Genomic DNA, 19,339 nt, shown 5'->3' with positions numbered 1-19,339 from the left:
CAAATAATATGCTAATCTAGAGAAAAATAGTTTTAGATAAAAATGACAAGATCAAAATGTAGCAAAGATTTATATAAATCATTCTTACAAGCAAGTAGTGTAAGATATACTAGCAAAGCATTATCTGAAGTAAGTCCATTAGATCTATCGCACGATAGTGCAAGTCGATGGTTAAAGAGTAAGGATTTTCGCCCTAGCGAAATCTATAGCAAAGTGTCAAAATATATTGATCTGGAAGATCCTTGTTTATTAGTGGGAGATGACACCTTATTGTCAAAGCAATACAGTAAGAGGATCGAGCTTGTAAATTATCAATATTCTGGGGCTGTACATGATGTTATACCTGGTATAGGAATGGTAAACTTACTGCATTACAATACTCAAATTGATCAATCTACTCCTGTAGATTATAGAATATATGATAAAGAAACTGATGGTAAAACAAAGAACGAGCATTTTTGTGATATGCTTACTTTAGCTAAAGAAAGAGGTATCAAGCCTGATGCTATAGTTATGGATGCTTGGTATAGTGGTTTGGATAATTTAAAACATATACGTAATTTAGGTTGGATATGGGTTACCAACCTAAGAAAAAATAGAAAAGTTAATCGTAATGTTAGCTTGGAAACTTTAGAGATTCCCGATGAAGGGCTAAAAATTCACCTACGTGGATACGGTTGGGTTACGGTATTTAAGTTTGTGGCAAAAAATGGTCGCATTGATTACATAACAACTAATTTAGAGAATCCTACACGTGAGCAAATAGAGAAAATTGTTAAGGCGCGTTGGTCTATAGAAGTTTATCATCGAGAATTGAAACAAACTTGTGGTATTGAATGCTGTCAGGCACGCACGGGTCGAGCTCAAAGAAATCATATTTGCCTTGCTGTATTGGCCTGGCTTGATATGAACAAAAGGAGGATAAATGAAAACATTACTTTATATCAACAAACTTGGGAAGTTATAAAAACATCAATTCAGAACAACATTAAATGGCTTCTAACTAATACACAATTTTGCTAAGTGCGAAACTCCTGTTGTAGTAACCTCCATATGGACCTCCTTAATTGTTGTTTTAATATGTTAAATATTAACCCTAGAAGATTAGCAACTGCTTTTCATTCTCTATATCAGGAGGTCCATACCATTAGTCCACTATCCAGATCAGGAATAGCCTCAAATATGTATCATATAAAGATAGAAAGCAATTAGCAGCGGATTTGAAACTAATCTATACTTCTGCTACTGAAAAAGAAGCAGAATTAGCTCTTGAGTCATTTGATCAAAAATGGAGTAAGCAATATCCGCATATAGCTAAATCTTGGTATAATAATTGGGATAATTTGATAATTTTCTTGCAATATCCAAAGGAGATTCGTAAGATTATTTACACTACAAATGCGATAGAATCGCTGAATAGCCAATTGAGAAAAGTTACTAAGAATAAACGCATCTTTCCAAATGATGACGCAGTATTTAAGGTTTTATATCTGACAATTGATTATATTACCAAAAAATGGTCTGTGCCTATCCCCAATTGGAATGAAGCTATGGCTCATTTTATGATCAAATTTGATGGTAGGATTTAATGGCTCACGAAATTTACACAATTGATGAAACAGAGCCCTTGAATTATCAAAGGTATATATTACATAAACGTTTATTATCATCTAATAGTTCTAGATTTACTTCAACTAAGGGCGTAGGTAGGAGGTGCTTAATAATTTCAGACCATTCTATTAAAGTTAAGTTACCGCTTAATGCCTCTTCAAGCCCTAATTCATATATTTCTTCAGGTGATGTTAAGCGATAAAGATCATAATGATAGATAGTAAAATGAGGTGTTTTATATGTTTGTAATAAGTTAAAGGTTGGGCTTATAATTGAGGTATTATCACCACAGAAATATTTAATAATTTCACGACAAAAAAATGTTTTACCTACTCCAAGATCACCATTTAATAACACAATATTATTAGGTTTTAAGGTTGCAGCAAAAGCCTTAGCAAAGTTTTTTGTTTCTTCTTCACTATTTAATATGGGCTCTGTTTCATCAATTGTGTAAATTTCGTGAGCCATTAAATCCTACCATCAAATTTGATCATAAAATGAGCCATAGCTTCATTCCAATTGGGGATAGGCATAGACCATTTTTTGGTAATATAATCAATTGTCAGATATAAAACCTTAAATACTGCGTCATCATTTGGAAAGATGCGTTTATTCTTAGTAACTTTTCTCAATTGGCTATTCAGCGATTCTATCGCATTTGTAGTGTAAATAATCTTACGAATCTCCTTTGGATATTGCAAGAAAATTATCAAATTATCCCAATTATTATACCAAGATTTAGCTATATGCGGATATTGCTTACTCCATTTTTGATCAAATGACTCAAGAGCTAATTCTGCTTCTTTTTCAGTAGCAGAAGTATAGATTAGTTTCAAATCCGCTGCTAATTGCTTTCTATCTTTATATGATACATATTTGAGGCTATTCCTGATCTGATGGACAATACAAATTTGATGTTCAGTTTTCGGGTATACTGATGCAATAGCATCAGACATACCAGTTAGATTATCACTACAAGCAATGGTAAATTCCAGTATTAATTAAGCCAGATTTATATTTTCTTCCCATACCTCATTGGGTGTTTTATAACCGAGCACTTTTCTTGGTAAATTATTTAAAAAATCCTCAATTTCTTGTAATTGCTTTATTGTTAATTTTTTTATATCTAAAGATTTAGAGTATACTCTGTGCACCATTGAGTTAATCTTCTCTATCAAGTCTATCCGCCAAAAACACTTCAAATCCTGATCATTTGTAATGGGATAGAGTTTTGACAACAAATTGCTAAGATTTTCAATAAAAATTAATAAGTTATGTTAATTTTTACTGATACATTTCTGTGTTGGTCTAATTTTGATATGGAGCTATTGTTAACGATTTTTTATCGTTCATCTAGTTTTTGCATGATGATATTTTTGATTTATGTGGAGTTAGACACGATTTGTAAATGATTTGCAATGCATCGTAAATTCAAACCAATAGCAGAGATTATTGGATTGATAATATCTCCTATCATACCTTTCAAGAAGTTTCTACCCATCCGACCATATTGCTTTAAGTGACCTATTATTGGTTCTATGGCACTGCGTCTCTTGATCATAGACTTGTCCTCTTGTAACAACTTCTTCCGCGTTTTTGGGGTATATACCTTACTCTTCTCCTTTACATTGCTACCACTATACCCAAGATCAACAAATGATTTCTTTATCTTGATTCCAGTGACACTCTCTACTGCTTCAAAGCTCTGATGCAATGTATGACCATCATAAGGATTATTATGAAACGATTTTGCGGATAAAACAAAATTTCTACGACCACTTACTACTACCGCTACTTTATTGCCAAACTCATATGGCTTGTTGCGTTTTCCCTTTCCTATACACTCTACTTCAGGGGCATGAAAACTATATAATACTTTGTTATCTTCTTTATATTGCTTTTTAGCTTCTCTTTTTAAAACAGATTGGTTATGTATTTGTTTTATTTTTTGCAATACTTCTTGATTTTTGAGAGACAAGTTTAATTGCTTATTTTTGATCTCACGCTCACATACTCTAATCAAACGACCCAGTAATATTTTTAAATGCTTCATTATTTTCCAACGCTTCTTGGCTTTACTATGTTCTTTATATTTCCATAGCTTTACTATATCGCGTTTATAGGTTCTAGCGTATGTTTCATTCAAATGTATACCCAAACTGTTGCAAAGCTTTACTATGCTAAGCCTAGCTTTATCCATTAAATAAACATCGTGTGGGTGTTTGATATTCTTAATTTGTACAGTCGTATCAGCGATGATTAATTCCAAATCTTTTTTTTTAATTGTGTTATAGCTAACGCGAAAAGGTTTTTACCATAGTTTTTGTATTTACTCACATATTCACCAGATCTAAATCCTATTAAACATTGCTGGACTAACTTTAAAAACTGTTTACATAAAATTATTGATCAATGCCTAAGTTTTTCCTAATATGTGGTAGAAACATTTCCGTGTTAGCTATAGTTTTTATCCCAACCCTGATCAACTCCGATAATATCTCATTATATCCAGCTTCACCTAATACACTACGAAACCGTCGTATACTAGTTTCCGAGATAGCTATGTCTTTTTCTATATATTCCCACCCGCAGAAATACTGCCAATACATATTCTCTTTTAGCTCTTCCTCTGATAATGAATCTGAAAAATTATACATTGCTTGTAGCATCGTTATGCCAAGCATCACTCTATGACATTTTCTATTTCTACCAAATTTCTTAATACAAACATTTTTTGATAACCACTCTTCGAGCCTAGACCAATTTATTAATTCTCTTAATTTATATAGCTTATTATTTGGGTTTAATTCTTCCAGGAGTTTCGCACTTAGCAAAATTGTGTATTAGTTAGAAGCCATTTAATGTTGTTCTGAATTGATGTTTTTATAACTTCCCAAGTTTGTTGATATAAAGTAATGTTTTCATTTATCCTCCTTTTGTTCATATCAAGCCAGGCCAATACAGCAAGGCAAATATGATTTCTTTGAGCTCGACCCGTGCGTGCCTGACAGCATTCAATACCACAAGTTTGTTTCAATTCTCGATGATAAACTTCTATAGACCAACGCGCCTTAACAATTTTCTCTATTTGCTCACGTGTAGGATTCTCTAAATTAGTTGTTATGTAATCAATGCGACCATTTTTTGCCACAAACTTAAATACCGTAACCCAACCGTATCCACGTAGGTGAATTTTTAGCCCTTCATCGGGAATCTCTAAAGTTTCCAAGCTAACATTACGATTAACTTTTCTATTTTTTCTTAGGTTGGTAACCCATATCCAACCTAAATTACGTATATGTTTTAAATTATCCAAACCACTATACCAAGCATCCATAACTATAGCATCAGGCTTGATACCTCTTTCTTTAGCTAAAGTAAGCATATCACAAAAATGCTCGTTCTTTGTTTTACCATCAGTTTCTTTATCATATATTCTATAATCTACAGGAGTAGATTGATCAATTTGAGTATTGTAATGCAGTAAGTTTACCATTCCTATACCAGGTATAACATCATGTACAGCCCCAGAATATTGATAATTTACAAGCTCGATCCTCTTACTGTATTGCTTTGACAATAAGGTGTCATCTCCCACTAATAAACAAGGATCTTCCAGATCAATATATTTTGACACTTTGCTATAGATTTCGCTAGGGCGAAAATCCTTACTCTTTAACCATCGACTTGCACTATCGTGCGATAGATCTAATGGACTTACTTCAGATAATGCTTTGCTAGTATATCTTACACTACTTGCTTGTAAGAATGATTTATATAAATCTTTGCTACATTTTGATCTTGTCATTTTTATCTAAAACTATTTTTCTCTAGATTAGCATATTATTTGCTAAGTGCGAAACTCCTGTCTTCTTTTAATTTATAACCAAACAGTTTCCCTTGTTCTTGCGATTTGATAATGTTGTCTATTGGCATTGACTGAAATCCATAAGGTTTATGACCATATTTTATCATTTTCTTACGGATTGTTGTATTACTTCTTGTCTTAAAACCATATTATCTATAAGGCTTGTAGAGTTTTGGCGGACGGACTATCAATGGTTTTTGCCATGGAGAATAAGGATTGCAAAAATATACTTTTCGTTCAGATTTTGGCAATAGTTGTTCATGATTGGTAAATTCTTTGCCATTATCTAACGTTATGCTTTTGATTATATGCGACAATTGTTTAAGTTTTTTATTCATGTTACCAATCACATCTTGTGTTCTTTTTGAACGGTTTAAAGTGAGAAACACTTTTTGTGTTCTGATATCCACAAGAGCGCCTATATTACGACTTTGATTACCTTTGTTAAAAGTTAAATCACCTTCTAAATGACCTATTGCTGCTATCTTTCTATTTATCTCTGGTCTTTCAGTAATGGAAACTCGATTTGGTATTGTAATTCTTTTGTTTCTGATTCTTGTACCATGATGCAACCTATTTTTCCTTTTTCTTGCTAAAGATAAATATAATTTTTGCCTTTGTGCTATAGGAGATGTATAAATAAACTGGTATATACTCTCTGTAGAAATATTGACAGTATCTCGTGATAGTTTACGTCTACCTGAAATTATATCTGGTGAAATACCCTGTGTTAACTGCTTTATTATTTCTGCTCGTAAATTATTATCAATATCTAATTTTCTTTTTCTCTTACCTTGCCTTAAACTGCAAGCAAGTGTGTTAGCCCTATCTGGTCTATAATTATGCCTCATTCTCTTGAGTTCATAACATATAGTGCTTTTATCACGGCCAATCTTTGTCCCTATATATCGCGAGCTATAACCACTCTTATTCATTTCGTATATTTTAAATCTTTCATCTATCGTTAAATGAGCCATGATATATCTATATTTAAATGATGCTCCTCGCAGCAGAGCTACGAGGTATCTAAAAAAGTTTTAGTTGTTTCTTATGATATCACGAAGCAGAGCTTCGGGGAATTAAACCCTGAGAGATTAAAAATTGATTATATCTGGCTTAATTAATTATAGAACTTTCCGTATTCATATACTTCTTTACCACTGATTTTATCTTTTTGTTGACCAGAAACACATAACCATAAAGCTCTGTTATATTTCTTATTTCCTGATGCATCAACACCTTAACCTGAATAAAATTTAGCGGTTTATCAGACATGATATGCTGTTTCTTACCCTTGATTAGATAATTCTTAAATAGTGAAATACTAATTGATATGTTACCATTTTTTGTAGCTTTTACTACAGTTTCTTCTGTATCTGGAATCAGTAAATTATCAGAACTACTACAAGAAATCTTAGCTCCATAAAATCTTTTACGCCCTCTTGTTTTTTTGCTCCTCTGTATATATTTTGTAAATACTGCGATTAATTCTTTGGCGGGTTATTTCACCGTATTTGCTTCATTGTGCAGCGGGTGAATGAAAGATAGAGCGCTATAACCTGCATCACCTACTGTTATATTGAGAGCCTTTGTGGTATTTGCTTAACAATTTTTATTATTTGGTCCGTCCGCCAAAACTCTACAAGCCTTATAGATAATATGGTTTTAAGACAAGAAGTAATACAACAATCCGTAAGAAAATGATAAAATATGGTCATAAACCTTATGGATTTCAGTCAATGCCAATAGACAACATTATCAAATCGCAAGAACAAGGGAAACTGTTTGGTTATAAATTAAAAGAAGAATTAAACCCAAATAATAAGCTATATAAATTAAGAGAATTAATAAATTGGTCTAGGCTCGAAGAGTGGTTATCAAAAAATGTTTGTATTAAGAAATTTGGTAGAAATAGAAAATGTCATAGAGTGATGCTTGGCATAACGATGCTACAAGCAATGTATAATTTTTCAGATTCATTATCAGAGGAAGAGCTAAAAGAGAATATGTATTGGCAGTATTTCTGCGGGTGGGAATATATAGAAAAAGACATAGCTATCTCGGAAACTAGTATACGACGGTTTCGTAGTGTATTAGGTGAAGCTGGATATAATGAGATATTATCGGAGTTGATCAGGGTTGGGATAAAAACTAACACAATTAAAAAAAAAGATTTGGAATTAATCATCGCTGATACGACTGTACAAATTAAGAATATCAAACACCCACACGATGTTTATTTAATGGATAAAGCTAGGCTTAGCATAGTAAAGCTTTGCAACAGTTTGGGTATACATTTGAATGAAACATACGCTAGAACCTATAAACGCGATATAGTAAAGCTATGGAAATATAAAGAACATAGTAAAGCCAAGAAGCGTTGGAAAATAATGAAGCATTTAAAAATATTACTGGGTCGTTTGATTAGAGTATGTGAGCGTGAGATCAAAAATAAGCAATTAAACTTGTCTCTCAAAAATCAAGAAGTATTGCAAAAAATAAAACAAATACATAACCAATCTGTTTTAAAAAGAGAAGCTAAAAAGCAATATAAAGAAGATAACAAAGTATTATATAGTTTTCATGCCCCTGAAGTAGAGTGTATAGGAAAGGGAAAACGCAACAAGCCATATGAGTTTGGCAATAAAGTAGCGGTAGTAGTAAGTGGTCGTAGAAATTTTGTTTTATCCGCAAAATCGTTTCATAATAATCCTTATGATGGTCATACATTGCATCAGAGCTTTGAAGCAGTAGAGAGTGTCACTGGAATCAAGATAAAGAAATCATTTGTTGATCTTGGGTATAGTGGTAGCAATGTAAAGGAGAAGAGTAAGGTATATACCCCAAAAACGCGGAAGAAGTTGTTACAAGAGGACAAGTCTATGATCAAGAGACGCAGTGCCATAGAACCAATAATAGGTCACTTAAAGCAATATGGTCGGATGGGTAGAAACTTCTTGAAAGGTATGATAGGAGATATTATCAATCCAATAATCTCTGCTATTGGTTTGAATTTACGATGCATTGCAAATCATTTACAAATCGTGTCTAACTCCACATAAATCAAAAATATCATCATGCAAAAACTAGATGAACGATAAAAAATCGTTAACAATAGCTCCATATCAAAATTAGACCAACACAGAAATGTATCAGTAAAAATTAACATAACTTATTAATTTTTATTGAAAATCTTAGCAATTTGTTGTCAAAACTCTATCCCATTACAAATGATCAGGATTTGAAGTGTTTTTGGCGGATAGACTATTTGTTTGCTACCTTTGCTATACTTATTCTCATCTGATTTTACTCTATTTATAGATATTGGTACAGCCCATTTAGGCTGAGCACCGATGCAAACTACACTATATTCATAACCCGCAACTGGTCGGTTATTAGCATTCTGTCTAATATATGTACGATCAATTGCTTTTTTGGCATCTTTCTTGCTACTCACTGTAGTATCTATTTGTAGTAAGTTTTTACTCTCATTAATCTCTCAGGGTTTAATTCCCCGAAGCTCTGCTTCGTGATATCATAAGAAACAACTAAAACTTTTTTAGATACCTCGCAGCAGAGCTACGAGGTATCTATCCAAAAAGCTTTAACTGTTTTTGTTGAAATGCTTTATAAGAAGGTTTGCCTGAACCTTGATTCTGTACATAATTACGTAATTTCTGCTCATCACCATGTTTACCTACTGTGCTCATAAAATATCCTTTACTCCAAAACTCACTTCCCCATAATTTGTCTTTAAGATTTGGATATTTCTCAAACATTTTCTTAGAAGTAATACTTTTTATGATTTGAGTTATTTTTGTTGGGCTATACATTGGTATTGACTGTAATAAAAAATGTACGTGATCTTTATCTACTCCTATTTCTAAAAATCTCATTTCATAACGATCTTCTATGTGCTCACAAATTTTACACAAATAATCATCTAGTTCTTGATTGAATATTACTCTTCTATATTTTGCCGGCGTTACTAAATGATATATTAGTACTGTGACATTATGACTCTTATGTATATAACTGCTTTCTTCCATTCAAGTAGTATATCACGAAGCAGAGCTTCGGGGCATTAAACCCTGAGAGATTAAACTATAAGGCTTTTGTAGAAGAAGACAATATTTAAATTGAAATGCCGCCGCTTTTTTTAAAACCGGCACGAGCTTTTTCAAGCTTTTTAATAAGTTTAGGGGAATATGATTTGATATCTCTTGGCTTTCCACCCTCATATTTTTGGGCTAATTTCATTCCACCTCTAATAAAATTATAGGCAAAATTCATTAATTTTGTCTCACCGGCTATCCTTTTTGGATTCATAAACATATAAATCTGATAAACAGCAAAACTTTTGATCAAACGCTTTAGGTCTATCCTTGCCTGCTTGGTTAAGCCTTGTAATTTATCTTTCGGGTTTGCAAGGTTTTTATTAGCATCTCTAACAATTTTGGAATGTTGATGCATTAAATAGTTACTGACTTCGGAAATATTTTTACTGATAAGTTTTTCATCCATCTTCAGCATTTTAAGCTTTAGATTTTTAGTTTTACCTAAATATTTGCGGATCAATAAAATAATTTGTGATTGGAGTTGAGTTAAATCCATAGTTTGTTCATTTAAGATAGCAAGTATCTGCTCTATCTCATATTCAAAATCTTCATTTTTGCTCAACTCCTCAAAAAGCTCTTCTACTTCTGTGCTTTCAAGTACAAGCGAGTCGCTAATACCCATTAAAGCATCTTTTATTTGCTCAGCAATTTTTTTTGTATCATCAGCTGGATAATCTTGAGTCATATCTAACAAAACTTACGCTATGTGGTGTTCTAAATATCGTAAAGATGGAGAACGTAGCTGCTGTTGCATATAGTCATCTAAAAGCCCTGACTTTATTTGGTAAACCGTTTTACCTATTGTATTTGCAGTCCTTTTGAGAAAGGCCCAAACTAAAAATGCACAACTAATATGGTTACGCTGAATACGTTGTTTTCTACATTGGCAACGTTCGATACCGGTCAGTTGCTTAATTTCTCTATGCATGCTCTCAATTACCCATCGAAAGCCACACTCATCTTGTGCAGCTTTGGAAGATTTTTGAGTTTTGTGATTGGTAACAACATAATCAACTCTGTTGGTAGAAACAGTAAATTTAAACAAATTAACATGCTTGTTCTTAGCAAAACCTTTTATATGAATCTCTACTCCATGATTAATTTCTTCATCTGAAAACGTTAACTTGCTCACAGCTTTATAAGGCTCAGAATCGCACGTTTTACTAACATTTCTATTGGCTTTAACAGGGGCATAATAATATTTGCCTAGGGAATCAACATGTTGCATAATTTTGTGTGTAGAATACCATGTATCAAAAAGTACAGTTTGAAAAGGAATCTTTTTGCTATAAACAGCATTATTTAACATATTTAATAGGTGATCTAGTTTTGTCGCTCCATCATGATTAGGCGAAAAAATTCGATAATCTATTACCCAAAACTTATCAATATCAGGGTTATAATATACTAGACTCACTACTCCTATACCGGTAGTAACTCCACCTGTAGCTCCACTGTACTGAGTTCTTGCCACCTCTATTTTCTTCGTATTCCTTTTATTTAACACCGTATCATCAAATATTGTATATCCATTAGATGCAAAAACAACATCATTCTTAATGTGTTCCCATAATAAAGAAGGGGTATATTTTTCATCTTCTAAAAATCTATTAACCTCTCAGGGTTTAATTCCCCGAAGCTCTGCTTCGTGATATCATAAGAAACAACTAAAACTTTTTTAGATACCTCGTAGCTCTGCTGCGAGGAGCATCATTAACATCATGGCTACATTTCTGCGCATGTTCAGCGTAGTAGGTTAAACTATAATTCTTTTGGCTAACTGTTAAAAATTGACAATAATCTGTCCTATGAATTGGTATTGCTTGCAATCTTATCCTCTTTGACGTGTTTGATTATGTTTACAATAATTTATCACTTTTTTACTCATAGCGTAAGTTTTGCTAATTTGTAATTAAATATATTTATTTTATACTATCACCTCATTTTTACTTGTCTATAAAAATTATATTAAGATATTTTAATTACCTGAGTCTGAGTAATAATCAGAATCGTCACCACTTAGTAAAACGTCCTTAGGATCGTAAATAGGGCGTGATGAATCTACAGATGTATCTTGTTCTATTTTTTGAGGAATACCAAATTTTTCTGCTAATTCCTTATATCCTGTAGCTTGCACAAAATATTCTGTTTTATTATTATTACTCGGTAAAACTATTTTTGCTAGATTTGTATATATCTTAGATAATTTTAAATAATCCTTAGGTTCAACTATTTCTTCCAGCTTACCTATAGCAATAAGATAAGCTTTTGTTGCATCGTCTATTCTACCTGAAGTTTTGACAAAAAGATAGCCAAACTTATAAGTTATGATATAAATACGCTCAAATACAAAAGGGGTTTTAGTGTGTATGATTATACAAGAAATGTCGCAAGAAATAAAAAATTTTTCCCTATAATCAAGATGTGGTTTTAGAATTAATACTATCACTAGTAACTAATGATAGCGTTAAAGCAAGATCTGTTGTTGAATTAACAACTAATAAATATTTTCAGCGTAGTTGGTCAAGTGTATGGTAAATTCCAGTATTAATTAAGCCAGATTTATATTTTCTTCCCATACCTCATTGGGTGTTTTATAACCGAGCACTTTTCTTGGTAAATTATTTAAAAAATCCTCAATTTCTTGTAATTGCTTTATTGTTAATTTTTTTATATCTAAAGATTTAGAGTATACTCTGTGCACCATTGAGTTAATCTTCTCTATCAATGGTTTTTGCCATGGAGAATAAGGATTGCAAAAATATACTTTTCGTTCAGATTTTGGCAATAGTTGTTCATGATTGGTAAATTCTTTGCCATTATCTAACGTTATGCTTTTGATTATATGTGACAATTGTTTAAGTTTTTTATTCATGTTACCAATCACATCTTGTGTTCTTTTTGAACGGTTTAAAGTGAGAAACACTTTTTGTGTTCTGATATCCACAAGAGCGCCTATATTACGACTTTGATTACCTTTGTTAAAAGTTAAATCACCTTCTAAATGACCTATTGCTGCTATCTTTCTATTTATCTCTGGTCTTTCAGTAATGGAAACTCGATTTGGTATTGTAATTCTTTTGTTTCTGATTCTTGTACCATGATGCAACCTATTTTTCCTTTTTCTTGCTAAAGATAAATATAATTTTTGCCTTTGTGCTATAGGAGATGTATAAATAAACTGGTATATACTCTCTGTAGAAATATTGACAGTATCTCGTGATAGTTTACGTCTACCTGAAATTATATCTGGTGAAATACCCTGTGTTAACTGCTTTATTATTTCTGCTCGTAAATTATTATCAATATCTAATTTTCTTTTTCTCTTACCTTGCCTTAAACTGCAAGCAAGTGTGTTAGCCCTATCTGGTCTATAATTATGCCTCTCATTCTCTTGAGTTCATAACATATAGTGCTTTTATCACGGCCAATCTTTGTCCCTATATATCGCGAGCTATAACCACTCTTATTCATTTCGTATATTTTAAATCTTTCATCTATCGTTAAATGAGCCATGATATATCTATATTTAAATGATGCTCCTCGCAGCAGAGCTACGAGGTATCTAAAAAAGTTTTAGTTGTTTCTTATGATATCACGAAGCAGAGCTTCGGGGAATTAAACCCTGAGAGATTAAAAATTGATTATATCTGGCTTAATTAATTATAGAACTTTCCGTTCTAATGTAAGTAATGTCACCACTCCAAACCTCATTCACATTAGGCACATACACTTGCTTTGTTGAGCCAGATTTAGTCCAATATTGATCAAGTAAGTAGCTATAGATCTTATGCTCACTATCGTTTCGAGAAGTAGATTTTTTCTTATGTGGGTAAATAGCTTCTATACCCATCATCCTCATATATTTCAGTACTCGATCTTTACCGACAATAAAACCATCTTCTAGTAACTGTTGATGAATATAGCGATAACCAAATTCAGGATTATCTGTATATATTTCATCTATTCTATTTAAAATACTTAATTTATTTATACTCATCTCCTTGGATTTATAGTAGGCTGTAGATCGACTAATCTTTAATAGTTCACACTGTCTTGATTTTGAGAGTTGATTTAGCTTGGAGTGTACAAGACTCTTTTTATTTGATAAATCCAAGCTTTTGAGCTTTCCCACGGCCCAGTCCCTCTCAACTGTGATTCTACCAAGAGCTTTAGCAAGTTCATCATTTTGCTCTTGTAAATGATTTATTTGTTCTTGATATTCACTCAAAACTTTAGCTGGTTCAAAAGCTAATGCCGCATTACCTAAAAACTGTTTTTTCCAATTTTGAATTGTTTTAACACTTATTGCATATTTTGAAGCTAACTGACCAAGTGTCGACTCCTCTTTTATTAATTCTAATACTATCCCCGTTTTTTCTGAAGCACTGAAAATTTTTACTTTATTTTTCTTCATCTTTCCTCTTAAGTTTATTGCTATTTATTCTAACTTATTGCGGAAACACACTCCTTCATTTTTTTGTCCAATTTTTTCATGTATGGACCTCCTGTAGAATGCAAGAAAAAAATAACATCAATAATAAAAACAAACAAATGCAGTCATGTATCCGGCTTATAGCTGATAAATCAACCTAATTTATTCTACAGCCCTGATGGAATTCGCTGGCTTACAAACTATATACTTATCAGTCCATCGGCTTCTAAAAGAGCCACTGAAAAACGCAGTTTTTTTGTAAGCTAAGGTTTGTCTTATTTACCATCAATATTAATTATCTCAAGCATATTTCGGGTTGGAATCTCTTACATATTGTTTTGCTTTTACCTATTCATTATATAAATCACCATTTATTTTACTTATAAGTGCTATGCTACACACTCTTTAGCTACAAACTTTACTCTCTACATAATCATCTCCTGATCTTAGTACAGCAAACACCACTCTTGCCAACTTATTAGCTATGGCAACTGTCGTTTTATTATGGCTACTTCGCTCAGATAAATTAAACATCCATTTCGTAAATTGGCTAAAATCTTTTTTAGATTTCTGTTCTTCCGATGTAAATCTTATCTTGGCATTTAGTACAGCTCTAGCCCCTTGAATTAATAAAGTGCGTAAGTATACATCACCTCGCTTGCTAATTCCCAGCAGCTTATCCTTCCCACCACTTGAATGTTGTCTTGGCACTAATCCTAGCCATGCCGATAATTGCCTGCCATTCTCAAAACTTGTAGCATTACCTATTGATGCTATTAAAGCAGTAGCAGTAATTAAACCAAGACCAGGTATAGCTCTTAATCGTTGATATTGAGTTAGGTTACTTGCTATCATTGTTAATCGTTTTTCTATCTCTTTTATTTTTCTGTTATTATCTAAGAATTCTTCTTTTAGTTCACTAAATGTTTGATAACTTAACTGGCTTAATTTCCCTGCATCTAAAATCTCAATTAATTTTGTGATAACCTTATTAATGCCTTGAGGAACAATAAAACCAAACTCATGTAGTAGCCCCCTAATTTCATTAGCAAGTGCTGTACGATTTTTTACCAATCTCTCTCTTACCCTATGTATTGATAAAATTTCTTGTTGCTCTATAGTTTTAATTGCAACAAATCTCATATTAGGTCTTGTCACGGCTTCACATATCGCTTCAGCATCTGCTTGATCATTTTTATTAGTTTTAACATATGGTTTGACAAATTGCGGTGCCATTAGTTTTACTTCATGCCCTAATTTAGTTATTTCTCTTGCCCAATAACTAGAACCACCACAAGCTTCCATCCCTACTAAACATTGTGGTAAATTAGCCATAAATGTCAAAACCTGATCTCTCATCAATTTTTTCTTTAATACTGTCTTGCCATTTTTATCTACACCATGAATTTGAAAAATTCTTTTTGCAATATCTATACCAATTGTAGTAACCTCCATATGGACCTCCTTAATTGTTGTTTTAATATGTTAAATATTAACCCTAGAAGATTAGCAACTGCTTTTCATTCTCTATATCAGGAGGTCCATACCATTAGTCCATTATAGTCTTATTACCCCCGTTTTCCATCACCCGCCTCGTCAAACGTAACGTACAGATTTCCCGTATTACGCTTTCCTGATAACTTCTTATCATTGCCTATGGCCTATCCGCTGTTATTGCTTTCAAAGGTCTGTAATATCGAATTTGGTAATCGTTATACAATCCCATCTTCTCATACAAGTCTCTCCTACTCCACCTTTCCCAGCCGAAGCCTTTCAATCCACGTGATTTCATTAAATGGCGTCTTACTTTCTTCTCTACCCAGTCTCGTACATATCCAAAACAACGGCTAGAGTTACCAATCCTAAAGTAATTTATCCAGCCTCGCAATATCGGGTTGATAAGGTATGTTACTCTATCAACTGGTTGCGATATAAACTTGCGGAATATCTCTTTTAGTTTTTCTAGCAGGGCAGTTCGCGCTCTCATTCTAGGCGTCTTCTGGATTCCAATTTTACCTTGCGTAGTTTTTACTCGTCTAAAATCAAAACCCAAAAAGCTAAATGTCTCACCATTCTTTAGATCGACTGTCTTTGTCTTCTCTTCGTTTAGTTCAACCTTTATTTTCAACAATTCTTGTCTTAGCCTTATATTGATTGCTTTCTCTATCCACTGCCATTTTCTATAGCCGTCAATCAGTATGATCAGATCGTCAGCCCATCTAACGTACTCTATGTGGTCATAGCCATCTTTTAGTTTGCTCACACACTTTGCTCTTTCTAGCATTTTATCTACTTCATTTAGGTAAATATTGCTTAAAAGAGGTGATAGTGGCCCGCCTTGAGCTATGCCTCTTTTTCCACCAGCTTTAACTATCAGTTTTAGTAGTTTCATAACATCTTTGTCATTTACACGCTCTGCTATCTTTGTAAATAGCTGGACGTGAGCAATCGTGTCAAAGTAAGAGCGTAAATCTACATCTATTACTCTTGTCTTTTCCTTAATTGCTGCTACTGTAACTATTTCGATAGCTGCAGCTGCAGTCCGTTTAGGGCGATATCCATATGATCCCGGTTGGAAGTCAGCTTCAAATATTGGTTCTAAAATCAGTCTTAGCGCTCCTTCCACTACCCTATCTTTGATAGTTGGTATGGATAACTTCCTCATTTTATTCCCATTATCTTTAGGAATTGCCTTTACCCTTTTCCTGTCAGGATAATAGGTTCTGGATTGTAATTCTGTTTGTATGTTTTCCAGAAATTGTTCAACTCCAGCTAACTCTATCATTTCAAAGGTAACACCATCTATTCCAGGTGCTCCCTTATTATGCTTAGCTAGCGTGTAGGCTTCTCTTAGTGTTTCTATCTTACATACATGAACATATAATCCCCAAAATCGCCATTGCTTTTCAGCTTTAGCTTTGATATATATCTTCCTTCTCAGGTCTTGTAATTCTATAGACGTTTTTATCATTCGTCTTTACCTCCCTTGTTGTTGGAATAATGTTATCAGTAGGGTGCCTTCGCTCCACAGACATTACCCTGCTTCATTGCTAATACACACCCATCCGCCATCCTCTCATCTTCAATTCATTTCCTAGTGTTTCTAGTTATAGAAGGTAAATTCCAGTATTAATTAAGCCAGATTTATATTTTCTTCCCATACCTCATTGGGTGTTTTATAACCGAGCACTTTTCTTGGTAAATTATTTAAAAAATCCTCAATTTCTTGTAATTGCTTTATTGTTAATTTTTTTATATCTAAAGATTTAGAGTATACTCTGTGCACCATTGAGTTAATCTTCTCTATCAATGGTTTTTGCCATGGAGAATAAGGATTGCAAAAATATACTTTTCGTTCAGATTTTGGCAATAGTTGTTCATGATTGGTAAATTCTTTGCCATTATCTAACGTTATGCTTTTGATTATATGCGACAATTGTTTAAGTTTTTTATTCATGTTACCAATCACATCTTGTGTTCTTTTTGAACGGTTTAAAGTGAGAAACACTTTTTGTGTTCTGATATCCACAAGAGCGCCTATATTACGACTTTGATTACCTTTGTTAAAAGTTAAATCACCTTCTAAATGACCTATTGCTGCTATCTTTCTATTTATCTCTGGTCTTTCAGTAATGGAAACTCGATTTGGTATTGTAATTCTTTTGTTTCTGATTCTTGTACCATGATGCAACCTATTTTTCCTTGGAAAGTTCTATAATTAATTAAGCCAGATATAATCAATTTTTAATCTCTCAGGGTTTAATTCCCCGAAGCTCTGCTTCGTGATATCATAAGAAACAACTAAAACTTTTTTAGATACCTCGTAGCTCTGCTGCGAGGAGCATCATTTAAATATAGATATATCATGGCTCATTTAACGATAGATGAAAGATTTAAAATATACGAAATGAATAAGAGTGGTTATAGCTCGCGATATATAGGGACAAAGATTGGCCGTGATAAAAGCACTATATGTTATGAACTCAAGAGAATGAGGCATAATTATAGACCAGATAGGGCTAACACACTTGCTTGCAGTTTAAGGCAAGGTAAGAGAAAAAGAAAATTAGATATTGATAATAATTTACGAGCAGAAATAATAAAGCAGTTAACACAGGGTATTTCACCAGATATAATTTCAGGTAGACGTAAACTATCACGAGATACTGTCAATATTTCTACAGAGAGTATATACCAGTTTATTTATACATCTCCTATAGCACAAAGGCAAAAATTATATTTATCTTTAGCAAGAAAAAGGAAAAATAGGTTGCATCATGGTACAAGAATCAGAAACAAAAGAATTACAATACCAAATCGAGTTTCCATTACTGAAAGACCAGAGATAAATAGAAAGATAGCAGCAATAGGTCATTTAGAAGGTGATTTAACTTTTAACAAAGGTAATCAAAGTCGTAATATAGGCGCTCTTGTGGATATCAGAACACAAAAAGTGTTTCTCACTTTAAACCGTTCAAAAAGAACACAAGATGTGATTGGTAACATGAATAAAAAACTTAAACAATTGTCGCATATAATCAAAAGCATAACGTTAGATAATGGCAAAGAATTTACCAATCATGAACAACTATTGCCAAAATCTGAACGAAAAGTATATTTTTGCAATCCTTATTCTCCATGGCAAAAACCATTGATAGAGAAGATTAACTCAATGGTGCACAGAGTATACTCTAAATCTTTAGATATAAAAAAATTAACAATAAAGCAATTACAAGAAATTGAGGATTTTTTAAATAATTTACCAAGAAAAGTGCTCGGTTATAAAACACCCAATGAGGTATGGGAAGAAAATATAAATCTGGCTTAATTAATACTGGAATTTACCCTTTTTCTTGCTAAAGATAAATATAATTTTTGCCTTTGTGCTATAGGAGATGTATAAATAAACTGGTATATACTCTCTGTAGAAATATTGACAGTATCTCGTGATAGTTTACGTCTACCTGAAATTATATCTGGTGAAATACCCTGTGTTAACTGCTTTATTATTTCTGCTCGTAAATTATTATCAATATCTAATTTTCTTTTTCTCTTACCTTGCCTTAAACTGCAAGCAAGTGTGTTAGCCCTATCTGGTCTATAATTATGCCTCATTCTCTTGAGTTCATAACATATAGTGCTTTTATCACGGCCAATCTTTGTCCCTATATATCGCGAGCTATAACCACTCTTATTCATTTCGTATATTTTAAATCTTTCATCTATCGTTAAATGAGCCATGATATATCTATATTTAAATGATGCTCCTCGCAGCAGAGCTACGAGGTATCTAAAAAAGTTTTAGTT

At 32.8% G+C, this 19,339-nt stretch carries 15 protein-coding genes and 8 pseudogenes; 4 read left to right on the top strand and 19 right to left on the bottom strand.

The window, feature by feature from the left end; genetic code table 11:
- Positions 1-42 precede the first annotated feature (42 nt).
- A complete protein-coding gene (locus AAHI98_RS07325; protein ID WP_342224656.1) occupies positions 43-1,023 on the top strand; it encodes an IS701 family transposase in 981 nt (326 codons plus the stop codon).
- 137 nt (positions 1,024-1,160) lie between these two features.
- Positions 1,161-1,589 (top strand): annotated as a pseudogene (locus AAHI98_RS07320) (transposase); the annotation flags it as partial.
- Between the two features lie 46 nt (positions 1,590-1,635).
- On the opposite strand, the gene tsaE reads toward AAHI98_RS07320, so the two are convergent.
- From tsaE to AAHI98_RS07280, 8 genes and pseudogenes are all read right to left on the bottom strand, one after another.
- Entirely contained in the window at positions 1,636-2,079 is a 444-nt protein-coding gene (gene tsaE, locus AAHI98_RS07315) for a tRNA (adenosine(37)-N6)-threonylcarbamoyltransferase complex ATPase subunit type 1 TsaE (protein ID WP_342225506.1), read from the bottom strand.
- Positions 2,079-2,594 (bottom strand): annotated as a pseudogene (locus AAHI98_RS07310) (IS256 family transposase); the annotation flags it as partial. The gene tsaE and the pseudogene AAHI98_RS07310, both read right to left, overlap by 1 nt.
- Before the next feature lie 18 nt (positions 2,595-2,612).
- Positions 2,613-2,801, bottom strand: a pseudogene (locus tag AAHI98_RS07305) (IS30 family transposase); the annotation flags it as partial.
- Positions 2,802-2,992: 191 nt separating this feature from the next.
- Positions 2,993-3,880, bottom strand: coding sequence for a hypothetical protein (locus AAHI98_RS07300; RefSeq protein WP_342225504.1), 888 nt, complete (start codon positions 3,878-3,880; stop codon positions 2,993-2,995).
- A gap of 133 nt (positions 3,881-4,013) precedes the next feature.
- The gene (locus tag AAHI98_RS07295) at positions 4,014-4,445 is read right to left on the bottom strand and encodes a transposase (RefSeq protein WP_342225503.1); all 432 of its coding nucleotides are present in this window, start codon (positions 4,443-4,445) and stop codon (positions 4,014-4,016) included.
- A complete protein-coding gene (locus tag AAHI98_RS07290; protein ID WP_342224656.1) occupies positions 4,439-5,419 on the bottom strand; it encodes an IS701 family transposase in 981 nt (326 codons plus the stop codon). The genes AAHI98_RS07295 and AAHI98_RS07290 overlap by 7 nt, the downstream gene beginning before the upstream one ends.
- 35 nt (positions 5,420-5,454) lie before the next feature.
- Positions 5,455-5,586, bottom strand: a complete 132-nt coding sequence (locus tag AAHI98_RS07285) for a hypothetical protein (RefSeq protein WP_342225502.1) — start codon at positions 5,584-5,586, stop codon at positions 5,455-5,457.
- A gap of 78 nt (positions 5,587-5,664) precedes the next feature.
- A pseudogene (locus tag AAHI98_RS07280) lies at positions 5,665-6,456 on the bottom strand (IS30 family transposase); the annotation flags it as partial.
- 723 nt (positions 6,457-7,179) lie between these two features.
- Here AAHI98_RS07280 and AAHI98_RS07275 point away from each other — a divergent pair.
- On the top strand, positions 7,180-8,541 hold the full coding sequence (locus tag AAHI98_RS07275; RefSeq protein ID WP_342224717.1) for an IS5 family transposase: 1,362 nt from the start codon (positions 7,180-7,182) through the stop codon (positions 8,539-8,541).
- A 146-nt stretch (positions 8,542-8,687) separates the two neighbouring features.
- Here the strand turns inward: AAHI98_RS07275 and AAHI98_RS07270 are convergent, their stop codons facing one another.
- The 10 genes and pseudogenes from AAHI98_RS07270 to AAHI98_RS07220 all read right to left on the bottom strand — a co-directional run.
- A complete protein-coding gene (locus tag AAHI98_RS07270; protein WP_342225500.1) occupies positions 8,688-8,936 on the bottom strand; it encodes a hypothetical protein in 249 nt (82 codons plus the stop codon).
- 133 nt (positions 8,937-9,069) lie between these two features.
- A complete protein-coding gene (gene tnpA, locus AAHI98_RS07265; protein WP_342225499.1) occupies positions 9,070-9,528 on the bottom strand; it encodes an IS200/IS605 family transposase in 459 nt (152 codons plus the stop codon).
- Between the two features lie 85 nt (positions 9,529-9,613).
- Positions 9,614-10,282: a DUF5394 family protein gene (locus AAHI98_RS07260; protein WP_342225498.1), complete on the bottom strand. Its 669-nt coding sequence runs from the start codon at positions 10,280-10,282 to the stop codon at positions 9,614-9,616.
- A gap of 12 nt (positions 10,283-10,294) precedes the next feature.
- Positions 10,295-11,426 (bottom strand): annotated as a pseudogene (locus AAHI98_RS07255) (IS701 family transposase).
- Positions 11,427-11,575: 149 nt separating this feature from the next.
- The gene (locus AAHI98_RS07250; RefSeq protein ID WP_342225496.1) at positions 11,576-12,046 is read right to left on the bottom strand and encodes a hypothetical protein; all 471 of its coding nucleotides are present in this window, start codon (positions 12,044-12,046) and stop codon (positions 11,576-11,578) included.
- A gap of 102 nt (positions 12,047-12,148) precedes the next feature.
- Positions 12,149-13,113, bottom strand: a pseudogene (locus tag AAHI98_RS07245) (IS30 family transposase).
- A 139-nt stretch (positions 13,114-13,252) separates the two neighbouring features.
- Complete coding sequence (locus tag AAHI98_RS07235; RefSeq protein ID WP_342225494.1) at positions 13,253-14,014, bottom strand: IS3 family transposase; 762 nt, start codon at positions 14,012-14,014, stop codon at positions 13,253-13,255.
- 423 nt (positions 14,015-14,437) lie between these two features.
- Positions 14,438-15,487, bottom strand: coding sequence for an IS110 family RNA-guided transposase (locus tag AAHI98_RS07230; RefSeq protein WP_342224642.1), 1,050 nt, complete (start codon positions 15,485-15,487; stop codon positions 14,438-14,440).
- Between the two features lie 199 nt (positions 15,488-15,686).
- Positions 15,687-17,003, bottom strand: coding sequence for a group II intron reverse transcriptase/maturase (gene ltrA, locus AAHI98_RS07225; RefSeq protein ID WP_342225493.1), 1,317 nt, complete (start codon positions 17,001-17,003; stop codon positions 15,687-15,689).
- A 162-nt stretch (positions 17,004-17,165) separates the two neighbouring features.
- A pseudogene (locus tag AAHI98_RS07220) lies at positions 17,166-17,735 on the bottom strand (IS30 family transposase); the annotation flags it as partial.
- Positions 17,736-17,897: 162 nt separating this feature from the next.
- Between AAHI98_RS07220 and AAHI98_RS07215 the strand changes: the two are divergent.
- Positions 17,898-18,860, top strand: coding sequence for an IS30 family transposase (locus AAHI98_RS07215; protein WP_342224646.1), 963 nt, complete (start codon positions 17,898-17,900; stop codon positions 18,858-18,860).
- An 11-nt stretch (positions 18,861-18,871) separates the two neighbouring features.
- Here the strand turns inward: AAHI98_RS07215 and AAHI98_RS07210 are convergent.
- Positions 18,872-19,273: pseudogene (locus AAHI98_RS07210) on the bottom strand (transposase); the annotation flags it as partial.
- Between the last annotated feature and the right edge of the window lie 66 nt (positions 19,274-19,339).

The organism is Rickettsia endosymbiont of Urophora cardui, from assembly GCF_964030725.1.
GTDB lineage: Bacteria > Pseudomonadota > Alphaproteobacteria > Rickettsiales > Rickettsiaceae > Rickettsia.
Note: the sequence above shows the minus strand (reverse complement) of the source record. Positions and strands in the feature narration are given on the sequence as shown.